Source organism: Gottschalkia acidurici 9a (assembly GCF_000299355.1).
Lineage (GTDB): Bacteria > Bacillota > Clostridia > Tissierellales > Gottschalkiaceae > Gottschalkia > Gottschalkia acidurici.
The window spans coordinates 1,823,471-1,844,125 of record NC_018664.1 but is presented as its reverse complement, the minus strand read 5'-3'; the positions used below and the strand labels follow the sequence as shown (position 1 = coordinate 1,844,125).

Below are 20,655 nucleotides of genomic sequence, written 5' to 3'. Positions count from 1 at the left end.
TTTATACCCCCTTGAAATTTAGAAATTTATTTTTTGATAATAGAACTTTTAAAACCACATATGCAATTATACTTCCAACTACAGTACTCATCATAAAAGGTGTTATAAAGAAGAATACAGAAACATTTTGACCAAGTATAAAAGTAGATATAGGATATGCTATTAGTGCACCTAGGACACCTGTACCCAAGACTTCGCCAATTAATGCCCCACCTAAAGACCTGGTATATTTAAAAGCTAAACCTGATAGAAACGCACCTACCATACTGCCAGGAAATGCAAGTAGAGAGCCTGTACCCCATGAGACTCTAATAAGAGATGTTATGAATGCATTTATTACTGCATAAAATGGTCCTAAAGTTACCCCACAAACAACGTTTATTATGTGCTGAACAGGAAAACATTTAGATGGTCCAATAGGAATATATATTAGATTGGAACTAAGTGCTCCTATTGCAATAAGTAGTGAAGATAAAACTAATTTTCTTGTTTTCAAAAAAACTCCCTCCTTTATTTTATAAGCAAATAAAAAACTCCTTAAAGATATAGAGCAGATGATCCTATACCTAAAGGAGTTTAATGACAAACATAAATATAATAGTCTAAAGTATATTTATATAAAATAGACTTCCGCATGTTTTGTTATTTATTTTCCTACGCTGGTATTATCCAGATCAGGTATAAGGGTCAAAGACTTAGGGGTCTTTTTCTCAGCCGACCATATTCAGCTCCCCATATTAATAGTTTATATAAATTTTAACATTAAGAAAGATGTAAATCAAGCAAACTGAAAAATATATATAATATAGAAAAATAATATTAATTTAGTATAAAGAATAAAGGCAATATATTAGTTAGTAAAAGCAAGAACTGTGTGATATAATCTAATCGGAAGACATGAAATAAAGATACATAAATACGGTTGGAAGATGTTGAAATTAGTTATATATTATGATAAAATTTTAACTTGGTATGAGTAAAAATATAAAGGACAAGGAGAGAGCACAAGAATGAGAGAGTATAGTGTATTCGATATACTTGGACCTATAATGATAGGACCGTCAAGTTCACACACAGCAGGAGCAGCTAGATTAGGTAAAGAGGCTAGAAATATAGTTGGGGATGATTTTAAAGCTATAAAATTTTACTTACATGGCTCTTTTGCTGAAACTTATAAAGGTCACGGAACTGATAGAGCACTAGTAGCTGGAGCTCTAGGAATGGAACCAGATGATGAGAAACTTAGAGATGCTTTAAATATAGCTAAAGAAAAAGGCATAGATATTGAATTTATACCTACGGATTTAGGAGAAGACAAGCACCCTAATACAGTTAAGATGATATTTACGAAGAATGATGGAAGTGAAGTAGAAGTATTAGGATCATCTATAGGTGGGGGAAATATACAAATATTATAATACTAAAATAAAAACTCTTTAGGAGGTCAATAGATAATGTTTAACTTTAGATATGGACATGAGTTAATTGAATTAACTAAAAAGCATAACAAAAAAATATCAGAAATTACAATAGAGAGAGAAATCGAATTATACGGATTAACTAGAGAACAAGTAATAGATAGAATGAAAGCTAACTTAGAAGTTATGAGATCTTCTGCTACAAAGGGATTGAACGAAGAGGTTAAAAGTGTTGGTGGAATTATAGGTGGAGATGCTAAAAGAGTTATGGACTACATTAAGTCAGGTAAGAAAACTCTTTGTGGAGATACAGTTAATAAAGCAGCTGCAATGGCTTTATCATCATCAGAAGTAAATGCTTCTATGGGAAAAATATGTGCTTCAGCAACGGCAGGATCGTGTGGAATAGTACCGGCTGCTGTATTGACAGCTGCAGAAGTATACGGATCAACTGAAGAAGAAATAATAAATGCACTATTTACAGCTTCAGGAGTAGGTATAATAATAGCTACTAACGCAACTGTTTCAGGTGCAGAAGGTGGATGTCAGGCTGAGTGTGGAGCTGCTGCTGCAATGGCTGCTGCTGCGATGGTAGAAATGGCTGGAGGTACACCAGAACAAGGATTACATGCAGGAGCTGCTGCCATTAAAAATATATTAGGACTTGTTTGTGACCCAATAGCAGGACTAGTTGAAGCACCATGTGCTAAGCGTAACTCATCAGGAGTTGTAAATGCTATGATATCAACAGACCTTGCAATGGCTGGAGTAAAAAGCGTAATTCCATTTGATGAAGTTGTAGAAGCTATGTATGAAGTGGGTAAATCATTACCAATGGAATTAAGAGAAACAGCACTTGGTGGAGTTGCTGCTACTAAAACTGGTAAAGAATTAGAAAGAAAAATATTTGGTGATAGAAACTAATAAGAAGAAAACAGTCTCGACATAGACTGTTTTTTATTTTTCTATTTAATTGAAACAATCATTATACCAAAAATTATTAATGCAGCTCCGAATATTCTGGTAGGTGTGAGTTCCTCGCCTAAAAACAAGGTAGATACTAACATAGTCACTAGTGGCGAACTAGCCATTATAGTAGTTACTACAGATATATTTCCTTTTTTTATTGCAGCATAATATGCTAAGTCTCCAACTAGAGTAGCAAGAAGAGCTTCTATTCCAATTAACACCAATGCATTAAATGATAAACTTTTTATTTGATTAAAATTATCATTCACTCCTAATAAACTCGCTACAAAAACAGATGCCATTAAAGTTCTTATTATTAAACCAGGTAAAGGATTAACATTACTCAAACCTACTTTAGCAAAAACTGGAGCTATTCCCCAACAGATCATTCCAAATATAGACAACCAAAAAACCACAAAAATTCCTCCCTCAAACTGGTACATATATAAACCTACTAGTTTAATAATTATTCTCTAATTTAATAATTATGACTAACTTAAATTAAACTAAAGAACATGTATATTTTTATTAGAAAGTAGGAAAATATATAACTAGTGTAATATAAAATGAAGTCAGATAGGGACTATATGGAGAATGATAAAAATGAAAAGAAAACATTGTTTATTATTTACATTAATAATAACTTCTCTTTACCTAACATCATGTAATGTTAAAAGTTCTGAAAAAGAGCTAGATATAGATAAAGAAAGTATAAAAACTAAGATAATTACAGACGATATAGAAAAAAAGGCATCTAGTAAATCTGAAAAGTCCGAAAAAGTAAATAAACTTCCATGGGAAAAAAATGAGGAGTTTAAAAAAGCTATAGAAAAAATAGAAACAAGAGTTCTGATGAGTGCATATCGTACAGTTTTAAGAGATCCTCTACCCGGTGAAGAGTATAATGTGCATCTAGCTGCTAAGTCACTTGCTGGTATAGTTGTACCTCCTGGAGCTGTATTTTCTCAAAATGCTAGTATAGGACCTTACACTGAATCTAAAGGATACAAAAAAGGTCCAACTTATATGGGACCTAAAATAACTACAACTGAAGGCGGAGGAGTATGTAAGATTGCATCTACTCTATATAATGTAGCAATATATAGTAACTTAGAGGTAGTTGAAAGATACAATCATACAATGCCAGTTCCATATGTTCCATATGGTCAAGATGCTACTGTAGCCTATGGGTTTAAAGATTTAAAGTTTAAAAATAATACTGACTTTCCTATACTTATATGGGCTGAAGGTATTGAAAACAGACTGTATATTGGATTTTATGGTAAGGAAAAGCCTCCTAAGGTAGAATGGCATCATGAAACCTTAGAAATAAGAGAAGCCAATATTCAGTATATAAATAATCCTAAACTAAAGAAAAATGATGAAAAGATGATTATAGAAGGAATGGATGGAGCTTTAATAAAGTCTTGGGTAACTATTGAAGATGAGACGGGAAACATAAAAACTAAGAACTTAAGAAATAGCTCATATTTACCAATGCCATATGTAATAGAAACAAATAAAGAAAAGTAGAATATACCTCCAATATTTCTAATAACAATGTCTATGTGAGAAATTATTGGAGGTAAAAATATGACTAATAATAATCGATCGTTTAAGTTATTTTTAACTAGTCAAGTCACTTCAAGCTTAGCAGCTTCTTTTCATTTTATTGCTGTAGCTGCATTACTTATTAAATTAACTGGATCGGGTACATCTGCTAGCTTTGCAGTGGTTTGTACTCCAATCACAAGTTTTTTATTATCACCTTTTGCAGGAAGTATTGGAGATCGATTTAATGAAAAATATATACTCGCAATCTTAGAGTTTTTAAAAGTTATAATAGCAATAATATTTATACAAAGTCAAAATATCATGACCATATATCTCTTGATGCTATTAATAGCAGCTATTGAAATCTTATGCGGACCTCCTAAAAAGAAAATAATTACTAAATTATTAAAAGCTGAAGACATAATGACAGGTAACTCTATACTGACAGGAATAACTGGATTTACTTTTATATTAGGACCAATTTTATCAGGTATTATAATAGATAAGCTAAATATAAATATTATCTTTCAAATTAATATAATTCTTTATTTACTATCTTCGCTAATACTGTTATTTGTTAAGAATAAAACATATAAATCTAAGCTATACGGAAAAGAAATTAAAGTTAGTATGTATGATGATATAAAAAAAGGATTTGAATATTTTAAATCTAACAGTAACCTAAAAGAAATAGTAATTATTAGCACAATAGTTAACATAGCTATAGCATCCATAAATGTAGCTTTTTATCCTTTTGCCTTTGACATATTAAATGTAGATAGTAAAACATGGGGAATTATGATGTCTGTCTTTTATGGAACAAATTTAATAACTATGTTTATATCTATATCATTAAAGAAAATAGTTAATAAGTTACAAACGTTAATAATATATAGTATCTTAGTGTCACTAGCTATAGTTTGGATATTATATAGTCTATCAAATAGCTTAAGTATAGTGTTATTATTACAATTTATAGAAGGCTCGCTTATATCTTTTATTACTATAATTATAAATACAAGACTCCAAGTTACTGCTAATAGACAATTTATAGCACGTGTATCAGGGATAAATGATGTTTTTAATAATATAGGAAAATTAACTGCAATAGTTTGTACATATGGTATACTATCATTTTATTCTGCTAGAGTTGTTTTTATATTAAACTTTGCTATTATATTCACTTATGTCAACTATAAAATATTTGTATCAAGGAAGAATTAAGGGTACTTGCACTAAAAGAAACAAAGGTCATACAATAGTATGTAGTTTATATCATGTATGAAAGGTGGTAATATATTTGAATAATCAAAATGAGACTCCGTTATTTGATGCAGTAAAAAAGTATGTAGATGATGGGGTTACACCATTTCATGTACCTGGACATAAACATGGTAGAGGAATAAGTGAATTAAGAGACTATATAGGTTCAAAAGCATTAAATATGGACGTAAATGGAATGGCAGATTTAGACTATTTTAACAACCCTACAGGAGTTATATATGAATCTGAAAAGTTATTGGCAAGTGCATTTGGAGCAGAAGAAGCCTTTTTCTTACTGAATGGAACAACATCTGGAATACATGCTATGATAATGAGTGTTTGTAAGCCCGGTGACGAGATAATAATACCTAGAAATGCACATAAATCAGTGATTGGTGGAATAATATTGAGTGGTGCAAAACCAGTATATATATATCCGGAGGTTAATGATGAAATAGGTATAGCAAATGGAGTAACTGTTGAAAAAGTTGAAAGAGCTATAGAGTCACATCCAAATGCAAAAGCAGTTCTTATAATAAATCCCACATATTATGGTTACACATCAGACATAAAGTCAATAGTAAAAATTGCTCATGAAAAGAATATGTTAGTACTAGTCGATGAGGCTCATGGACCCCATATGCATTTTCATGATGCCTTACCATTAACAGCTATGGAATCAGGTGCAGATATGAGTGTAATAAGTATGCATAAAACATGTGGTTCACTTACCCAAAGCTCTGCTCTTCTAATAAGGAATAAGAAGATTAGTCCAAGGAAAGTAAGAGATATTTTAAATTTAATATATACATCAAGTGGTTCATATTTATTAATGTGTTCTATAGATATAGCTAGAAAGCAAATAGCTATTAAAGGAAGAGATATGCTAGAAAATACTTTACAAATAGCTAGATGGGCACGTGAAGAAATAAATAAAATAGATGGCTTATATGCATTTGGAAAAGAACTAATAGGAAAGTCAGGTTGCTTTGACTTTGATGAAACAAAACTTAGTATAAACGTTATAAAAATGGGATATACAGGCTATGAGCTTGAGTCTATACTTAGAGAAGAATATAACATACAAATAGAGCTGGCAGATTTAAATAATATACTTGCTATAATCTCTATAGGTGATAGATTAGAAGATATAGAGAAGCTAGTTAAAGCTTTAAAGGATATATCTTTAAAAAATAAAAAGCAAATCTATAATAAAGTAGAGTATATACCTGCATATACGTCTAATATGATTTCACCAAGAGAAGCATATTATATGAATAAGAGATTATTGAAGCTTTCTGAGTCGGAAGGAAAAATAGCTGGTGAGATGGTAATGGCTTATCCTCCAGGAATACCTGTAATTTGTATTGGCGAAGTAATAACTAAAGAAATAATTGATTATATAAATATATTAAAAAATGAAAAGTGTCAGTTGCAAGGAACTACGGATCCTTTAGTTAATCATATTAAAGTTTTAGATTTATGATTCAAGTAACTAAGAAAATTATTTATAACTCACTTGATTATATAGGGTATAATAGTACTGACTAATGAAAATAAGGAGAGATAAAATTGTCAAGAATACTTGAAAAATTAGAACCTAAAGAGGTATTTGGATTTTTTGAAGATATATCACAAATTCCCAGAGGATCTAAAAATGAAAAAGATATAAGTGATTATTTAGTTGACTTTGCAAAGCAAAGAAACTTAGAAGTTATACAGGATGAAGCACTAAATGTAATAATTAGAAAATCAGGAACTGTTGGATACGAAAATTCACCAATAATAATATTACAAGGACACATGGATATGGTTTGTGAGAAAAATATAGGGACAGATCATGACTTTATGAAAGATCCTTTAAAACTTAAAATAGAAGACGACTTTATAATGGCATCTGGAACAACTTTAGGTGCGGATAATGGAATTGCAGTGGCATACGCTTTAGCGTTACTAGATTCGAAAGATATACTTCATCCCCCACTAGAAGTGCTTATAACTACAGATGAAGAAACAGGCATGACTGGGGCAATAGAGTTAAATCCTGATAATTTAAAAGGAAGAATTCTTTTAAATATGGATTCAGGGGAAGAGGGTATTCTTTTAACTAGCTGTGCAGGTGGAATAAGAAATTCAATTGAAGTTCCTGTAGATAGAGAAAATATAGATGATAGTTTTATAGGATATAATATAAAAGTAAGAGGATTAAAAGGTGGTCATTCTGGATCAGAAATAGACAAAGAAAGAGGAAATTCTAATAAAATAATGGGTCGTGTATTAAACAAACTAAACTCTAGTATACAATTTAAATTGGTTGAGATAAGTGGTGGTGCAAAATCAAATGCTATACCTAGAGAATCAGACTCTCTAATTTTAATAAAAGAATCAGACGAGAAAAAGCTTGAAGAAACTATATTATCTTTAGAAAGAACAATAAAAAATGAATTTAAAGCTTCTGATCCGGAAATAAGAATATATTTAGAAAAAGATGAAAAAATATATAAAGAAGCTTTTTCAGATAAATGTACTAAAAAAATTATAGCTTCTTTAGTGTTACTTCCAAATGGGGTTCAATCTATGAGTATGGATATAGAAGGACTAGTTCAAAGTTCTAACAATGTAGGAGTGGTAACTACTACGGAGAGATCAGTTACAATAGAAAATGCTATAAGAAGTTCAATAGATTCACTAAAGTTTGAAATAGTAGAAAGAATAGACATGTTGGCAAATTTATTAGGTGTAGAATCTGAAAGTGGAAGTAGTTATCCATCATGGAGTTACAAAGAAGACTCTTACATAAGAGATATATTTATAAAATCATTTAAAAACAAATATGGAAAAGATCCAAAGGTAACAGCGATTCATGCAGGACTTGAATGTGGCCAGTTCAGTGAAAAGTTTAACGGTGAGATAGATATGATATCTTTTGGACCAGACATGTTTGATATACACACTCCAGATGAAAAGTTAAGCATATCTTCTACTAAGAGAACGTGGGATCTTCTATTAGAAATATTAAAATCAATTAAGTAAATTTAAAAACTCGATGTATTAATTAAATTATGGTATAATTTTTAAGTAAAGATTAAAACTATTAGTTAAGAAATAAATTCATGAGAAGAAGGAGATTATAAGATGAGTGAAAACAAAACAAATGATTGTGGATGTGAAGAAGAACTAAGTATAATGCATTTAGTTCTTGATGATGATACAGAATTAGACTGTCATGTTCTAGGAATATTTGAAGTAAAAGATAAAGAATATATAGCACTAGTTCCACAAGATGAGGAAGAAGTATTATTATATGAATACAAAGAAACAGAAGATGGTGTAGAGCTAGATAACATAGAAGATGATGAATATGAATTAGTGGCTCAAGCATTCGATGAAATATTTGAAGAAGGATTTGAAGATGAAGGATGCGGATGCGGAGAAGGATGCGACTGCAACCATTAATTAACAAAAGCACTATCAAAATACAGATAGTGCTTTTATTATATCTATACTAAATGAGAAAAATATATAAATACTATATACTAATTCTTTAAAGTTTTAGGAGGATGAAAATGACAAGGGAAATAGAATTTGCTCAGGATTTAATTAACTTTATATATGATAGTCCGAGTGCTTTTCATGTTGTTGAAAATATTAAAAATATACTATTAGATAAAGGATTTCAAGAATTAAAACTAAGAGATAGATGGAATGTTCAGAGAGGAAGAAAGTATTTCACTACAAAAAATGATTCATCTATAATTGCGTTTACAGTGGGAGAAGGAAGCTTAGAGGAGCATGGATTCAGAATTATAGGATCACATACAGACTTTCCTAACTTCAAAATCAAACCAAATCCCGAAATAGTGTCAGAAAAATCATATTTAAAATTAAATACAGAGGTATATGGTGGACCTATTTTAAATACATGGTTAGATAGACCACTTTCTATAGCTGGAAGAGTCACATTAAAATCTGAAGACGTTCTATATCCAGTAAGTAAAAATATAAATATAAGAAAGCCTTTGATGATAATTCCAAACTTATCGATACATATGAATAGAAATGTAAATGAAGGAATAAAGCTTAGTAAGCAAAAAGACATGTTACCATTAGTCTCAATGATTAATGATAATCTAGAGAAAGATAACTTCTTAATAAACTTATTATCTGAAGAATTAAATGTAAGCAAAGAAGATATAATTGATTTTGATTTATATTTATATGAATTTGATAAGGGATCCATAGTAGGTTTAAACAATGATTTTATATCTTGTGGTAGACTAGACAACTTAGCAATGGTACATGCAAGCATAAATGCTTTGTTAGAAGCCGGAGTTTCAAAATCTACAAATGTAGCAGTTTGCTTTGATAACGAAGAAATAGGAAGTAGCACAAAGCAGGGAGCAGATTCACCTATGCTAAAAACTATATTAGAAAGAATATCTATCTCACTAGGAAAAGACAAAGAAGATTTCTATAGATCTCTTTACAGCTCTTTTATAATATCTGCAGATATGGCTCATGCAGTCCATCCAAATTCACCAGAAAAACATGACTTAACTAACAGGCCTATATTAAATAAAGGTCCAGTAATAAAAATAAGTGCTAATCAATCCTATACCACGGATAGTGATTCTAATACTGTGTACGAGCTTATATGCAAGAACTCAGGAGTACCAGTTCAGAAGTTTGTCAATCACTCAGATCAGAGAGGCGGATCTACTATAGGACCTATAAATTCTACACATCTAGATATACGTTCGGTAGATATGGGAAATCCTGTATTGGGTATGCATTCTATAAGAGAGCTTGGTGGAGTAGATGATCACTATTATACGAAAAAACTTTTGAAGAGTTTTATAGGATATAGTTTAAAAAATGATTAAGATTACAAGAATAGAGAGACAAAAAAATAATAAAGAGAGATATTCAATATATATAAATGAGGAATATGGCTTTAGTGTTCATGAAGATATCTTAGTTAGATATACGCTTGCTAAAGGAATGGAACTAGAAAAAGAATTTATAGATGAAGTATTGAGAAAAGAAGAACAATCACAGGCTAATAACTATGCACTAAGGTTATTAAGTTATAAAATGAGAACGGAAAAAGAAATATGGAATAGAATGATAGAAAAAGAATATCCTAGAGAAGTTATAGAAGCTACGATAGACTATTTAAAAGAATTAAAATATATAGATGATGAAGAATATACTAGAAAATTTATTAAGGATAAAGTAAACTTGAAGAATATAGGAAAAGAAAGAATAAAAAGAGAACTATTCAATAAAGGAATAGATAGTAAAACAGTAAATATAGAGTTAGAAGAATTGGTAGATGACGAAGAGCAATATGATAAAGCTATGGAGATAGCAGTAAAAAAATTAAATACAACTTATAAAAATGATGATAAAAATGCTAGATATAGAAAATTAGGTGGGTTTCTTCAAAGAAGAGGATATTCAATGGACATAGTCATGAGGATTTTAAGAGAGATTCTATAGTTTTCTATATACGAATGAGGTGATTTTATGAACTATAAATTAGTGGCTATAGACTTGGACGGTACACTATTAAATGATGAGAAAAAAATAACAGATGAAAATAAAGCAATATTAAATGAACTGTCCAATAGAGGAGTAGAAATAGTAATAGCTACGGGACGTAGATATTATTCAGCTAAAGAGTTGATATCCCAATTAGATATAAGTCCTATAGTTATGGCAAATAACGGTACTATAGTTAGACATGTAAATGACGATAGCTTAATAACGACTAGATACTTTGATAAAAATGATTTTTTTAACCTTATAAAGGAAAGTAGGGAGCGAAAATTACATGCTATAGCTCATGTGGATCATTATAGCGAAGGCTATGATGTGTTACTAGAACTAGAAAAAAATGATAAGAGATATCGTGACTATTTAGGAGACATAGCTAATAGATATAAAGTAATTGATGATTTTTTGAAATACTCAGACCCTAAAGCATTAGCTATTGTTTATGCGGGAGAGTTAGAAAAATTAAAAGATTTTCATAAAAGCTTAATAGAAAATTACAAAGGAAAGTATAATCCATATCTTATGTATAGTTTTAAAAAAGTAGGTCCTATGTTAGAAATCATACATGCTAAGGGCTCAAAGTGGATATCCCTAATAGAATACGCTGAGAGTAAAGGGATACAGAAAGAAGAAATTATAGCTATAGGTGATGATAATAACGATATAGAAATGATAGAAAATGCAGGACTAGGGATAGGTATGAAGAATGCAACTAAAGAAGTTAAAAAAGTATCTAATATTATAACTTCTAAAACAAATGATGAGAGTGGAGTAGGTTATACTTTGAAAGAAGTATTTAAATTATAGAGGTCGATTTTAAGACCTCTTTATTTTTTTATAAATTTTCATTGACATATGGGGTAAATAATAGTAAAATACAATAAAACACATCATCGCTTTAATTAGATGAAGTGATAAAGCAAGGGGTTGAATATCATATGTTTAAGTTTCAAACTCCTCAAGGAGTAAAAGACGAGTTATTTAACGAATACGAAAAAAAGCAGAGAATAATTAAACTTATAAATGACACTTTTAAAAGTTTTGGATATAGAGAAGCATTTACACCTACTATTGAATATTATGATATATTTTCATCTATAAAGAGTACAGTTTTGAAAGATGAAATGTTTAAACTTATAGATAAATCAGGTGAAATACTAGTTCTTAGACCAGATGTAACTATACCGATAGCTAGGATGGTAGCAAATAACTATAGAACTTGTAAGAAAAATTTTAAAGTATTTTATAATCATCAAGTATTTAGAATGAACAATGAAGATAGAAGAGAGTTTGCACAAACAGGGGTAGAGTTCTTTGGAAGTAATAGACCAGATGCAGATGCAGAAATAATTAGTATAGCTATAAAAAGCTTACTCAAAGTAAATATAGATTTTCATATAGAAATAGGTCATGCAAATTATTATAAAGGTTTGTTAGAAGAGATGAATATAGATAGTGAAGAAGTAGCTTTACAACTTAAGGAGCTAATTGAAAATAAAAACTTTGTAGAGTTAGAAAGGCTAACTATAGACCTGAACTTAGATGAAAAAGTAAAGAATGTTATGGTTCAAATACCGAAACTATATGGAGACTTTGAAGATGTACTAAAGTTAGCTAAAGAGTTATGTTTGAATGATAAGATGTGTAAAGCTGTAGATGATTTAAAAGAAGTTTATGAAATTATTAAAGACTACGGGTATGATAAATATATTTCTGTAGATTTAGGACTTATCAATCACTTAGATTACTATACTGGAGTAATCTTCAAAGGATATATGGCTAAACATGGTGACATTATCTTGAGTGGTGGAAGGTATGATAAACTTACAGAAAATTATGGAGAGCATATACCAGCTACAGGGTTTGGTATAACTATAGATGAGCTTATCAATGGGATGGAAAAGCAAAATGGACTGGACACTAATAATTATTATATAGATTATAAAGTAATATATAAAACTGAAGATAGAAAAGAAGCATTTAAACTAATGGAATTATTAAGAGACAGTGACTTTATAGTAGAGAGCGATACATTAAATGAATCATTAGAAGAAATAACGAGAGACGATTCAGATATAAAGAGAATTTTAATACTTGATAAAGATGAGCTGGAGATTATAGATAGGGAGAACAATGCTAGACTAAACATAAAGTTAGAAGAATTTATTAAAAACTTATAAACAAGGGCAGGTGATACTTTGGAATATTTAAATATAGCTATAGCAAAAGGAAGACTAGGAGATAAAGGATACGAATTGCTTAAAAAAATAGGTTTAGAATGTAGAGAATTTGAAGAAGATTCTCGAAAACTTATATTAACTAGTGAAGAAAATAAAGTTAGATATGTTTTAGTAAAGGCAGTAGATGTTCCTGTATATGTTGAAAGGGGAGCTGTAGATATAGGGATAGTAGGGAAAGATACTATAATGGAAGAAGAAAGAAATTGTTATGAAATAGCAGATTTAAACTTTGGTAAATGCAAATTTGCTGTTGCAGCATTAGATGGATATACGATAGATCCATCTAAACCATTAAGAGTAGCATCAAAGTATACTAATGTAGCAAGAAAACACTTCCTATCTAAAGGGATGCAAGTAGATTTGATAAAATTAAATGGTTCGGTAGAATTGGCGCCACTAATAGGACTGTCTGATGTGATAGTGGATATAGTAGAGACAGGAAGAACACTAAAAGAAAATGGGCTAGTAGTTATAGAGGATATACATCCAGTGAGTGCTAGAATGATAGCAAATAAAGTTAGCTTTAAAATAAAAAACAATAGGATTAAGAAGATCATGGATGATTTAAATAAGTTAATTGAAAAGGAGAGTTGAAAATGATAAAGATAATAAATACTCTAGATGAAAATGGAAGTGTAGAAAAGGAAATAGAAACTCTTTTAAATAGAAGCCAATTAGAATTTGGAGAAGTAAATAAGTCAGTGGAAGATATAGTACTAAATGTTAGAGATAATAAAGACAGTGCTGTCTTAGAATACACAGAAAAATTTGATGGAGTACGTCTAGAAAGTCTACTGGTAACGGAAAAAGAAATAGAGGAAGCATATAATGATTGCGATAAAGAACTTATAGAAGCGCTAGAAGAAGCAAAACAAAATATATGGGATTATCACTCAAAACAACTTAACAATTCGTGGATAGATAATAGTAAAAAAGGAATAATGTTAGGTCAAGTATATAATCCAATCGAAAAGGTAGGTATATATGTACCAGGGGGAACAGCTCCATATCCTTCAACTGTTCTTATGAACGCTGTGCCAGCTAAAGTTGCAGGAGTTGAAGAAATAGTTATGGTAACCCCTCCAGGAAAAGACGGAAAGGTAAACAAACATATACTAGCATCAGCTAAGATAGCAGGTGTAGATAAAATATTTAAAGTTGGAGGAGCACAAGGAATAGCTGCACTAGCTTTTGGAACAGAGACTATTCCTAAAGTATATAAAATAGTAGGACCGGGAAATATTTATGTTGCAATAGCTAAGAGATTAGTTTACGGATATGTTGATATAGATATGATAGCAGGACCAAGTGAAATATTAGTTATAGCTGATGAAACTGCAAATCCAGAGTATGTTGCAGCAGACCTATTATCACAAGCAGAGCATGATACACTAGCTTCATCAATACTTGTGACTACTTCAGCTGAAATAGCTGAACAAGTTAAAGAAGAACTGAGAAAACAAACAGAAGTATTATCAAGAAAAGATATAATAGAGAAGTCTTTAAAAGACTTTGGAGCTATAATAGTTGCAAAAGATTTAGAAGAGGCTATTAAACTTTCAAATGCAATAGCACCAGAACATTTAGAACTAATGGTTCAAAATCCATTTGAAATAATAAGTGAAATCAAAAATGCAGGAGCTATATTCCTAGGACAGTACTCACCAGAGCCACTTGGAGACTATTTTGCAGGACCAAATCACACACTACCGACAAGTAGTACTGCTAAATTCTACTCCCCATTAAGTACGGATGATTTCGTTAAAAAATCAAGCTTAATATACTATAATAGAGAAAACTTAGAGAAGAACAAAGATAAGATAATAAAAATAGCAGAATCAGAAGGTTTAACGGCACATGCTAACTCCATAAGAGTTAGATTTAAGTAGGGAATCAAATTTAATGTTTCCTATGAGTGGTGCGAGATGAGCTTATGCTCGGATAATAACATAGTTAATCTTAAGCAGGTGATTGGACACTTTAAATTGACCTCATCTGTTTAAGATCTTAATGAATCAAGTGTTAACAATATAGCAAGAAAGGAAGAAATATAAATTGAGAACTTCAACAAAGTTAAGAAAGACTTCAGAAACGGATATTAAAGTAAGTCTTAATATAGATGGAACGGGAAAAAGCAATATAAACACAGGAATAGGCTTCTTAGATCATATGCTAATTCTTTTCTCAAAGCATGGATTATTTGACTTAGAAGTAAAGTGTGAAGGTGATTTACACATAGATGGGCATCACACAGTAGAAGATATAGGAATAACTTTAGGGCAAGCTTTTAAAGAAGCAGTTGGAGATAAAAAAGGAATAGTTAGATATGCAGATACACTTACACCGATGGACGAATGTTTATCACTAGTAGTATTAGATTTAGGAGGAAGAGCATATCTTGCTCTTGATGTAGAGTATTCGAGAGATAAAGTAGGAGACTTTGATACTGAATTAGTAGAAGAGTTTTTTAGGGGATTTGTAAATCACTGTGAGATAAATCTGCATATAAAAATGCTAAGCAGTGGAAATACACATCATATGATAGAGTCTATATTTAAAGGGTTTGGAAGAACACTTGATAAAGCAACTAGAATAGATGAAAGAATTGAAGGAGTTATGTCTACAAAGGGAGTGATTTAGGATGATATCCATAATTGACTATGGAGTAGGAAATTTAAATAGTGTACACAAGGCATTAGAAAAATTAGGTTTTCAAGTTAATGTAACTAATAATATTCAAGAAATTAATAATTCAAAAGCAATAATACTACCAGGCGTAGGTGCATTTAACGATGCCATGGAGAATTTAAAAAAATCTAATTTAATTCAGTGTATACGAGAAAATGTAGACAAAGGAAAGCCACTCCTAGGAATTTGTTTAGGAATGCAATTATTATATGAAAAAAGTTTTGAAGATGGAGAATGGGAAGGACTTGGTTTTTTAAAAGGTGAAGTAGTTAAGTTTAATGAAGATGTTAAAATTCCACATATGGGATGGAATAGACTTAAGATAAATAAAAACAATGATGTTTTAAAATATATAAAAGAAGAAGACTATGTTTATTTTGTACACTCATATTATGCAAAATCAAATTTTGATGAGGTAATAGCATATAGTGATTATGGAGTGAAGGTACCAGGAATTGTTTCACGTGGAAATATATATGGTATGCAGTTTCACCCAGAAAAGAGTGGAGATGTAGGTCTAAACTTATTAAAAGCTTTCGGGGGGATGATAAAATGATAATATTTCCTGCTATAGATATGAAGGATGGAAAATGTGTAAGACTTAAGCAAGGAATGTTTGATGAGGTAACTGTATTTGGAGAAAATCCAGTAGAAATGGCTAAAAAGTGGGAAGAAAAAGGTGGAGAATTTCTTCATTTAGTAGATTTAGATGGAGCTAAAGATGGAGTTCCTAAAAACTTAGATATAATTAAAGAAATCTGTAAAAATATAAATATACCTATACAATTGGGTGGTGGAATAAGAAATAAAGAAACTGTAAAATTACTTCTAGAAGCTGGAGTAAATAGAGTCATACTAGGTACAGTGGCAATTAATAATATAGGTCTATTAAAAGAACTAGTAAATGAATATGGTGAGAAGATAGTAGTCTCTATAGATGCTAAAGATGGATTAGTAGCAGTAGATGGATGGATAAATGTAAGTGAAGTAAAATCTATTGATTTAGTGAAAGAATTAGAATCTATAGGAGTAAAAACTATAGTATATACAGATATATCTAAAGACGGTATGATGGCAGGACCAAATTTCGAAATATATAAGACTCTACAAGAATGCGTAAATATAGATGTAATAGCTTCTGGTGGGGTAAGCAGTATAGAAGATATAAGAAAATTAAAAGAGATGAATATGTATGGTGCTATAGTAGGTAAAGCACTTTATACTGGAGATATAGAACTAGAAAAAGCATTGGAGGTTTAAAATATGTTAACTAAAAGAATAATTCCGTGCTTGGATGTACGAAATGGTAGGGTAGTTAAGGGAACAAAATTTAAAGATATTAAGGATGTAGACGATCCAGTAGAACTAGCAAAATACTATAACGAACAAGGTGCAGATGAATTGGTATTTTATGATATAACGGCTAGTCATGAAGAAAGAAGCATAATGCTAGATATAGTAGAGAAAACAGCAAAAGAAGTATTCATTCCATTTACAGTTGGTGGAGGAGTAAATACTATAGATGACTTTACTACTATATTAAGAGCAGGAGCAGATAAGATCTCTATAAACTCATCAGCAGTTAAAAATCCAGAACTTATAAAAGAGGCAGCATTAAAATTTGGTTCACAATGTGTGGTTCTTTCTATAGATGCTAAAAGAGTAGAAGAAGAGGGTAAATGGAAAGTGTTTATAAATGGAGGAAGAACAGATACTGGATTAGATGCTATAGAGTGGGCTAAGAAGGGTGTAGAACTTGGAGCAGGAGAGCTGGTAATAAATAGTATAAACACGGACGGAGTAAAAGACGGATATGATATAGAGCTTATGAGAGCAGTAGCAAAAGAAGTGAATGTTCCTATAATAGCTTCAGGAGGAGCAGGAAAAAGAGACCATTTTTATGATGTATTAAGTGAAGGTGAGGCTGATGCTGCACTAGCAGCTTCTGTATTCCACTTTAAAGAAATACTAATACCAGAACTTAAAGATTACCTAAGTGAAAAGGGTATTTCAATGAGAAAGGAGTAATCCTATGGAATTTTTAAAAAATTTAAAGTTTGATGAAAAAGGATTAATTCCAGCTATAGTGCAAGATATAGAAACAGGTGAAGTTTTAATGCTTGCTTATATGAGTGAAGAATCTCTAAAGAAAACTATAGAAACTAAGAAAACATGGTTCTTTAGTAGGAGTAGACAAAGTTTATGGAATAAAGGAGAAACTTCTGGTCACACTCAAGAAGTAGTTTCCATAGACTATGATTGTGATGGAGATACAATACTCATAAAAGCAAAACAAAATGGAGTTGCTTGTCATACAGGAGCCTATTCTTGTTTTTATAGAAATATATTAAAAAATAATTAGGAAACAGGTGAGAATATGGATAGTGTAGATAATATAATAAGTAAATTATATAGTGTAATTGAAGAAAGAAAGCAAAACCCTGAAGAAAAGTCTTATACCACATATTTATTTAGGGAAGGTATAGATAAAATACTTAAAAAGGTAGGAGAAGAAAGTAGTGAAGTTATAATAGGAGCCAAAAATAACAGCAAAGAAGAAGTTATATATGAAACTTCAGACTTGGTTTATCATATGCTTGTACTACTTGTAGAGATGGGAATAAGTATAGATGATATAAAGCAGGAATTATATAAAAGACATTCTAAGTAATTGAAAAACTACCAAATGATAAATGTGCATTAGAATATAATATCTAAAAAGTTTATTATACAGTAAAAGATGATTCCTAGATCAAACAGGATTCATCTTTTTTAATTATGCATTATACTTACAGGATAATTTACAAGGTCGATTTGCTAGTTACAGCTATAAATTAATGCTATATTCAAAAAAATAAGTATGATAGATATTAAGGACATTTTAAATATGAGCTATAGCTTAAAAACGAAGCATTTATTAAACTTATATCTAGCACTTGAAAAGGATATGATATAGTAGGTTAATTAACTTTTATAAAGACTATAAATATCAGTTCAGAAATACTTTAGTTATGTAAATTTAATATGGTGAGAATCTTGAGGTTAAAGTAGATTAACTTATAATTGGATTCACAATAGTTAGTTGAGGAGCCAATCTTTATCTTAATAACTAATTTTGTACCACATTGAAGTAACCAAAAAATCCGAAGAATCCAAACAACCCAAACAATTTAGGATTGTTCATATATAATCCCAGTAAACCTAGCAATCCTAATAAACCTAAAAATCCTAATTTATTTACTTTAGTAATTTTTTTCATAAATAATCTTTCCTCCTATATCGCTATATAGATATATTATTAATAGAGTTGTGAATATATAACATAATATGATAAAAATAAGTCATCAGATAGTTTCAATATGATTGCAGAGTTAAGGTATATAGATACAACTAGAAGGTTACATGGCTAGAATCATAAGATAAAGAAAATAATTCTAAGATATAGGGAGAGAATGTAAAGCCCTCTCCTCCACTAAACATATCTTTATTAAATATCATACAGTATTAAAGTATCTAAACATTGTTAATAGTTATATTAAAATCAATATATACTGTTAGTGATAAGTCGATTAATACTATAACAGTTAAAATTACTATTGAATGTGTAAAAATAAATGTTTGTGACGATGGTTTCGTGTAGGGAACATATAGATGTCTTTCTTCGGTATCTATACGAATCGTAATGTTTAGAATAATATTTTAACCCTCCATCCATAACTGAATATGATTAAGGAATTAAAACTCTAGCTAATTATGATTAGGGTTTATCTTTATGCTTAGAATCAAAAGAGGTTTAACCAATGAATCATCAATTAATTTATTTGTAGTTAGAAAAAGTATTAAAACTAAAAGGATATAGTCCTAATACAATTGAATGCTATGTAAATCGCACTAGAAGATTCATAGATTATTATCAAAATGATTTAAAGCTAGTTTCCAGTAAAAATATAAAAAAATGAATATTCTATCTACTAGAAGAAAAGAAATGTTAAGCATCATATGTTAATACATTCAAAGTCCATTAAATAGATTGTAGGAGGTTCTAGGGTTATTATGTCGAATATGGCATATATGGATAATTAATTACATTCTTAAGTCAAAATTAGTATGTTTAAATTAAGAACATATTGATTATCTAAGTAAACAACACATAACTGAATATTCCCAGCATTGACTGTTAGGAAAGTATAGTCAACATCGGGAATATGATTAGTTATGTGAAATTTATGAGAATAGAGAATTAAGTTTAAAGTAGTCTTTACAATCAAATTCAGAATAGTAAGATATTATGAAATGAAAGGAGGAAAGATGAATTGAATAAAACTAAAGGAATTAAAATACTTAAGAATATAATTTTTGCAATATTAATATTTTTTATTGTTGTGGTAGGTATTATTTTATTTATAAATTTACTAGTTAGACCTACTGCAGAACATAAGAGAAATATATCTAAAACTAATGCAAAAATAATAGTAGATATTAATGATAAGAGTAAAACTAGAACTCCTATAATTAGAACTTACAAGGAAGAAGAGTATAAGAAGTTTAGTAAAGATAAAATTAGAAGAATAAAGGGTGTGATTTCTGGAAAAGTAGAGGGAGATATTCCAGCGGTCCATCTTAAAGGGGATAAAGATATTATATATATATCTTTTATAAAAGATGAAGAAAAAATAGTTCCAGATTATATACCTGAAATAGAAATAGAAATTCCAGAAGATGAAGTTAGCACTGCTCCTTATAGTACTGAGAATGCTAAAATTATAAAAGATAAACTAAAAAACGAAGATGGGAAATATAGCTATAAACTGAAGAGATATAGAACCCAATATGAGAAATATTTTATGCATTATAATATTATCAGAATTTATTATGAGGTAGATGGAGAAAGATATATATCTACTTTTGGATTAAATGCAACTAATGCAGATGATGGAGCAAATTTTTTGAGAACGAAACATTAG

22 protein-coding genes, 2 pseudogenes and 1 riboswitch are annotated in these 20,655 nt (G+C 30.1%); of the genes and pseudogenes, 21 read left to right on the top strand and 3 right to left on the bottom strand.

The features are described 5' to 3' along the window. Position 1: 1 nt before the first annotated feature. Complete coding sequence (gene thiW, locus CURI_RS08860) at positions 2-496, bottom strand: energy coupling factor transporter S component ThiW (RefSeq protein ID WP_014967914.1); 495 nt, start codon at positions 494-496, stop codon at positions 2-4. Between the two features lie 138 nt (positions 497-634). Beyond that, positions 635-745: riboswitch (TPP riboswitch) on the bottom strand. Between the two features lie 265 nt (positions 746-1,010). Between thiW and sdaAB the strand changes: the two are divergent. Together sdaAB and sdaAA are read left to right on the top strand one after the other, a co-directional pair. Continuing rightward, positions 1,011-1,415: pseudogene (sdaAB, locus tag CURI_RS08855) on the top strand (L-serine ammonia-lyase, iron-sulfur-dependent subunit beta); the annotation flags it as partial. A gap of 39 nt (positions 1,416-1,454) precedes the next feature. Further along, the gene (sdaAA, locus tag CURI_RS08850; RefSeq protein ID WP_014967912.1) at positions 1,455-2,342 is read left to right on the top strand and encodes an L-serine ammonia-lyase, iron-sulfur-dependent, subunit alpha; all 888 of its coding nucleotides are present in this window, start codon (positions 1,455-1,457) and stop codon (positions 2,340-2,342) included. 41 nt (positions 2,343-2,383) lie between these two features. Here the strand turns inward: sdaAA and CURI_RS08845 are convergent, their stop codons facing one another. After that, positions 2,384-2,803: an EamA family transporter gene (locus CURI_RS08845; RefSeq protein ID WP_014967911.1), complete on the bottom strand. Its 420-nt coding sequence runs from the start codon at positions 2,801-2,803 to the stop codon at positions 2,384-2,386. 187 nt (positions 2,804-2,990) lie between these two features. On the opposite strand from CURI_RS08845, the gene CURI_RS08840 reads away from it, so the two are divergent. From CURI_RS08840 to hisE, 17 genes are all read left to right on the top strand, one after another. Further along, positions 2,991-3,920, top strand: coding sequence for a VanW family protein (locus CURI_RS08840; protein ID WP_014967910.1), 930 nt, complete (start codon positions 2,991-2,993; stop codon positions 3,918-3,920). Between the two features lie 60 nt (positions 3,921-3,980). Then, positions 3,981-5,165, top strand: a complete 1,185-nt coding sequence (locus CURI_RS08835) for an MFS transporter (protein WP_014967909.1) — start codon at positions 3,981-3,983, stop codon at positions 5,163-5,165. A 76-nt stretch (positions 5,166-5,241) separates the two neighbouring features. Continuing rightward, entirely contained in the window at positions 5,242-6,690 is a 1,449-nt protein-coding gene (locus tag CURI_RS08830; protein ID WP_014967908.1) for an aminotransferase class I/II-fold pyridoxal phosphate-dependent enzyme, read from the top strand. Positions 6,691-6,776: 86 nt separating this feature from the next. Next, the gene (locus CURI_RS08825; RefSeq protein ID WP_014967907.1) at positions 6,777-8,237 is read left to right on the top strand and encodes an aminoacyl-histidine dipeptidase; all 1,461 of its coding nucleotides are present in this window, start codon (positions 6,777-6,779) and stop codon (positions 8,235-8,237) included. A 102-nt stretch (positions 8,238-8,339) separates the two neighbouring features. Continuing rightward, positions 8,340-8,660 (top strand): DUF1292 domain-containing protein, encoded by a 321-nt coding sequence (locus tag CURI_RS08820; protein ID WP_014967906.1) that lies wholly within the window; start codon positions 8,340-8,342, stop codon positions 8,658-8,660. Between the two features lie 110 nt (positions 8,661-8,770). Further along, positions 8,771-10,087 (top strand): M18 family aminopeptidase, encoded by a 1,317-nt coding sequence (locus tag CURI_RS08815; RefSeq protein ID WP_014967905.1) that lies wholly within the window; start codon positions 8,771-8,773, stop codon positions 10,085-10,087. Beyond that, entirely contained in the window at positions 10,080-10,706 is a 627-nt protein-coding gene (locus CURI_RS08810; RefSeq protein ID WP_014967904.1) for a RecX family transcriptional regulator, read from the top strand. Before CURI_RS08815 ends, CURI_RS08810 begins: the two co-directional genes overlap by 8 nt. A gap of 27 nt (positions 10,707-10,733) precedes the next feature. After that, positions 10,734-11,570 (top strand): HAD family hydrolase, encoded by an 837-nt coding sequence (locus CURI_RS08805; protein ID WP_014967903.1) that lies wholly within the window; start codon positions 10,734-10,736, stop codon positions 11,568-11,570. Between the two features lie 131 nt (positions 11,571-11,701). Continuing rightward, a complete protein-coding gene (gene hisZ / locus CURI_RS08800; protein WP_014967902.1) occupies positions 11,702-12,943 on the top strand; it encodes an ATP phosphoribosyltransferase regulatory subunit in 1,242 nt (413 codons plus the stop codon). A gap of 18 nt (positions 12,944-12,961) precedes the next feature. Next, positions 12,962-13,597, top strand: coding sequence for an ATP phosphoribosyltransferase (hisG, locus tag CURI_RS08795; RefSeq protein ID WP_014967901.1), 636 nt, complete (start codon positions 12,962-12,964; stop codon positions 13,595-13,597). 2 nt (positions 13,598-13,599) lie between these two features. After that, positions 13,600-14,892 (top strand): histidinol dehydrogenase, encoded by a 1,293-nt coding sequence (gene hisD / locus CURI_RS08790; RefSeq protein ID WP_014967900.1) that lies wholly within the window; start codon positions 13,600-13,602, stop codon positions 14,890-14,892. A 166-nt stretch (positions 14,893-15,058) separates the two neighbouring features. Continuing rightward, positions 15,059-15,643 (top strand): imidazoleglycerol-phosphate dehydratase HisB, encoded by a 585-nt coding sequence (hisB, locus tag CURI_RS08785; RefSeq protein WP_014967899.1) that lies wholly within the window; start codon positions 15,059-15,061, stop codon positions 15,641-15,643. A gap of 1 nt (position 15,644) precedes the next feature. Then, positions 15,645-16,247, top strand: coding sequence for an imidazole glycerol phosphate synthase subunit HisH (gene hisH, locus CURI_RS08780; RefSeq protein WP_014967898.1), 603 nt, complete (start codon positions 15,645-15,647; stop codon positions 16,245-16,247). After that, on the top strand, positions 16,244-16,951 hold the full coding sequence (gene hisA, locus CURI_RS08775) for a 1-(5-phosphoribosyl)-5-[(5-phosphoribosylamino)methylideneamino]imidazole-4-carboxamide isomerase (RefSeq protein ID WP_014967897.1): 708 nt from the start codon (positions 16,244-16,246) through the stop codon (positions 16,949-16,951). Before hisH ends, hisA begins: the two co-directional genes overlap by 4 nt. A gap of 3 nt (positions 16,952-16,954) precedes the next feature. Beyond that, positions 16,955-17,719, top strand: a complete 765-nt coding sequence (gene hisF / locus CURI_RS08770; protein ID WP_014967896.1) for an imidazole glycerol phosphate synthase subunit HisF — start codon at positions 16,955-16,957, stop codon at positions 17,717-17,719. 4 nt (positions 17,720-17,723) lie between these two features. Next, complete coding sequence (hisI, locus tag CURI_RS15875) at positions 17,724-18,053, top strand: phosphoribosyl-AMP cyclohydrolase (protein ID WP_014967895.1); 330 nt, start codon at positions 17,724-17,726, stop codon at positions 18,051-18,053. 15 nt (positions 18,054-18,068) lie between these two features. Beyond that, entirely contained in the window at positions 18,069-18,362 is a 294-nt protein-coding gene (gene hisE, locus CURI_RS15870; RefSeq protein WP_014967894.1) for a phosphoribosyl-ATP diphosphatase, read from the top strand. Positions 18,363-18,800: 438 nt separating this feature from the next. Here the strand turns inward: hisE and CURI_RS15395 are convergent, their stop codons facing one another. Further along, complete coding sequence (locus CURI_RS15395; protein WP_081580431.1) at positions 18,801-18,950, bottom strand: DUF3796 domain-containing protein; 150 nt, start codon at positions 18,948-18,950, stop codon at positions 18,801-18,803. 586 nt (positions 18,951-19,536) lie between these two features. Here CURI_RS15395 and CURI_RS16555 point away from each other — a divergent pair. Both CURI_RS16555 and CURI_RS08755 read left to right on the top strand, forming a co-directional pair. Next, a pseudogene (locus tag CURI_RS16555) lies at positions 19,537-19,650 on the top strand (integrase); the annotation flags it as partial. Between the two features lie 354 nt (positions 19,651-20,004). Then, entirely contained in the window at positions 20,005-20,655 is a 651-nt protein-coding gene (locus CURI_RS08755) for a hypothetical protein (protein ID WP_014967893.1), read from the top strand.

Bases quoted from the DNA above. Each gene is read 5' to 3' on its own strand.
- sdaAA (WP_014967912.1), top strand. From the start codon at position 1,455: ATGTTTAACTTTAGATATGGACATGAGTTAATTGAATTAACTAAAAAG.
- CURI_RS08840 (WP_014967910.1), top strand. From the start codon at position 2,991: ATGAAAAGAAAACATTGTTTATTATTTACATTAATAATAACTTCTCTT.
- CURI_RS08835 (WP_014967909.1), top strand. From the start codon at position 3,981: ATGACTAATAATAATCGATCGTTTAAGTTATTTTTAACTAGTCAAGTC.
- CURI_RS08820 (WP_014967906.1), top strand. From the start codon at position 8,340: ATGAGTGAAAACAAAACAAATGATTGTGGATGTGAAGAAGAACTAAGT.
- CURI_RS08815 (WP_014967905.1), top strand. From the start codon at position 8,771: ATGACAAGGGAAATAGAATTTGCTCAGGATTTAATTAACTTTATATAT.
- CURI_RS08810 (WP_014967904.1), top strand. From the start codon at position 10,080: ATGATTAAGATTACAAGAATAGAGAGACAAAAAAATAATAAAGAGAGA.
- CURI_RS08805 (WP_014967903.1), top strand. From the start codon at position 10,734: ATGAACTATAAATTAGTGGCTATAGACTTGGACGGTACACTATTAAAT.
- hisZ (WP_014967902.1), top strand. From the start codon at position 11,702: ATGTTTAAGTTTCAAACTCCTCAAGGAGTAAAAGACGAGTTATTTAAC.
- hisD (WP_014967900.1), top strand. From the start codon at position 13,600: ATGATAAAGATAATAAATACTCTAGATGAAAATGGAAGTGTAGAAAAG.
- hisH (WP_014967898.1), top strand. From the start codon at position 15,645: ATGATATCCATAATTGACTATGGAGTAGGAAATTTAAATAGTGTACAC.
- hisA (WP_014967897.1), top strand. From the start codon at position 16,244: ATGATAATATTTCCTGCTATAGATATGAAGGATGGAAAATGTGTAAGA.
- hisF (WP_014967896.1), top strand. From the start codon at position 16,955: ATGTTAACTAAAAGAATAATTCCGTGCTTGGATGTACGAAATGGTAGG.
- hisI (WP_014967895.1), top strand. From the start codon at position 17,724: ATGGAATTTTTAAAAAATTTAAAGTTTGATGAAAAAGGATTAATTCCA.
- hisE (WP_014967894.1), top strand. From the start codon at position 18,069: ATGGATAGTGTAGATAATATAATAAGTAAATTATATAGTGTAATTGAA.
- CURI_RS15395 (WP_081580431.1), bottom strand. From the start codon at position 18,950: ATGAAAAAAATTACTAAAGTAAATAAATTAGGATTTTTAGGTTTATTA.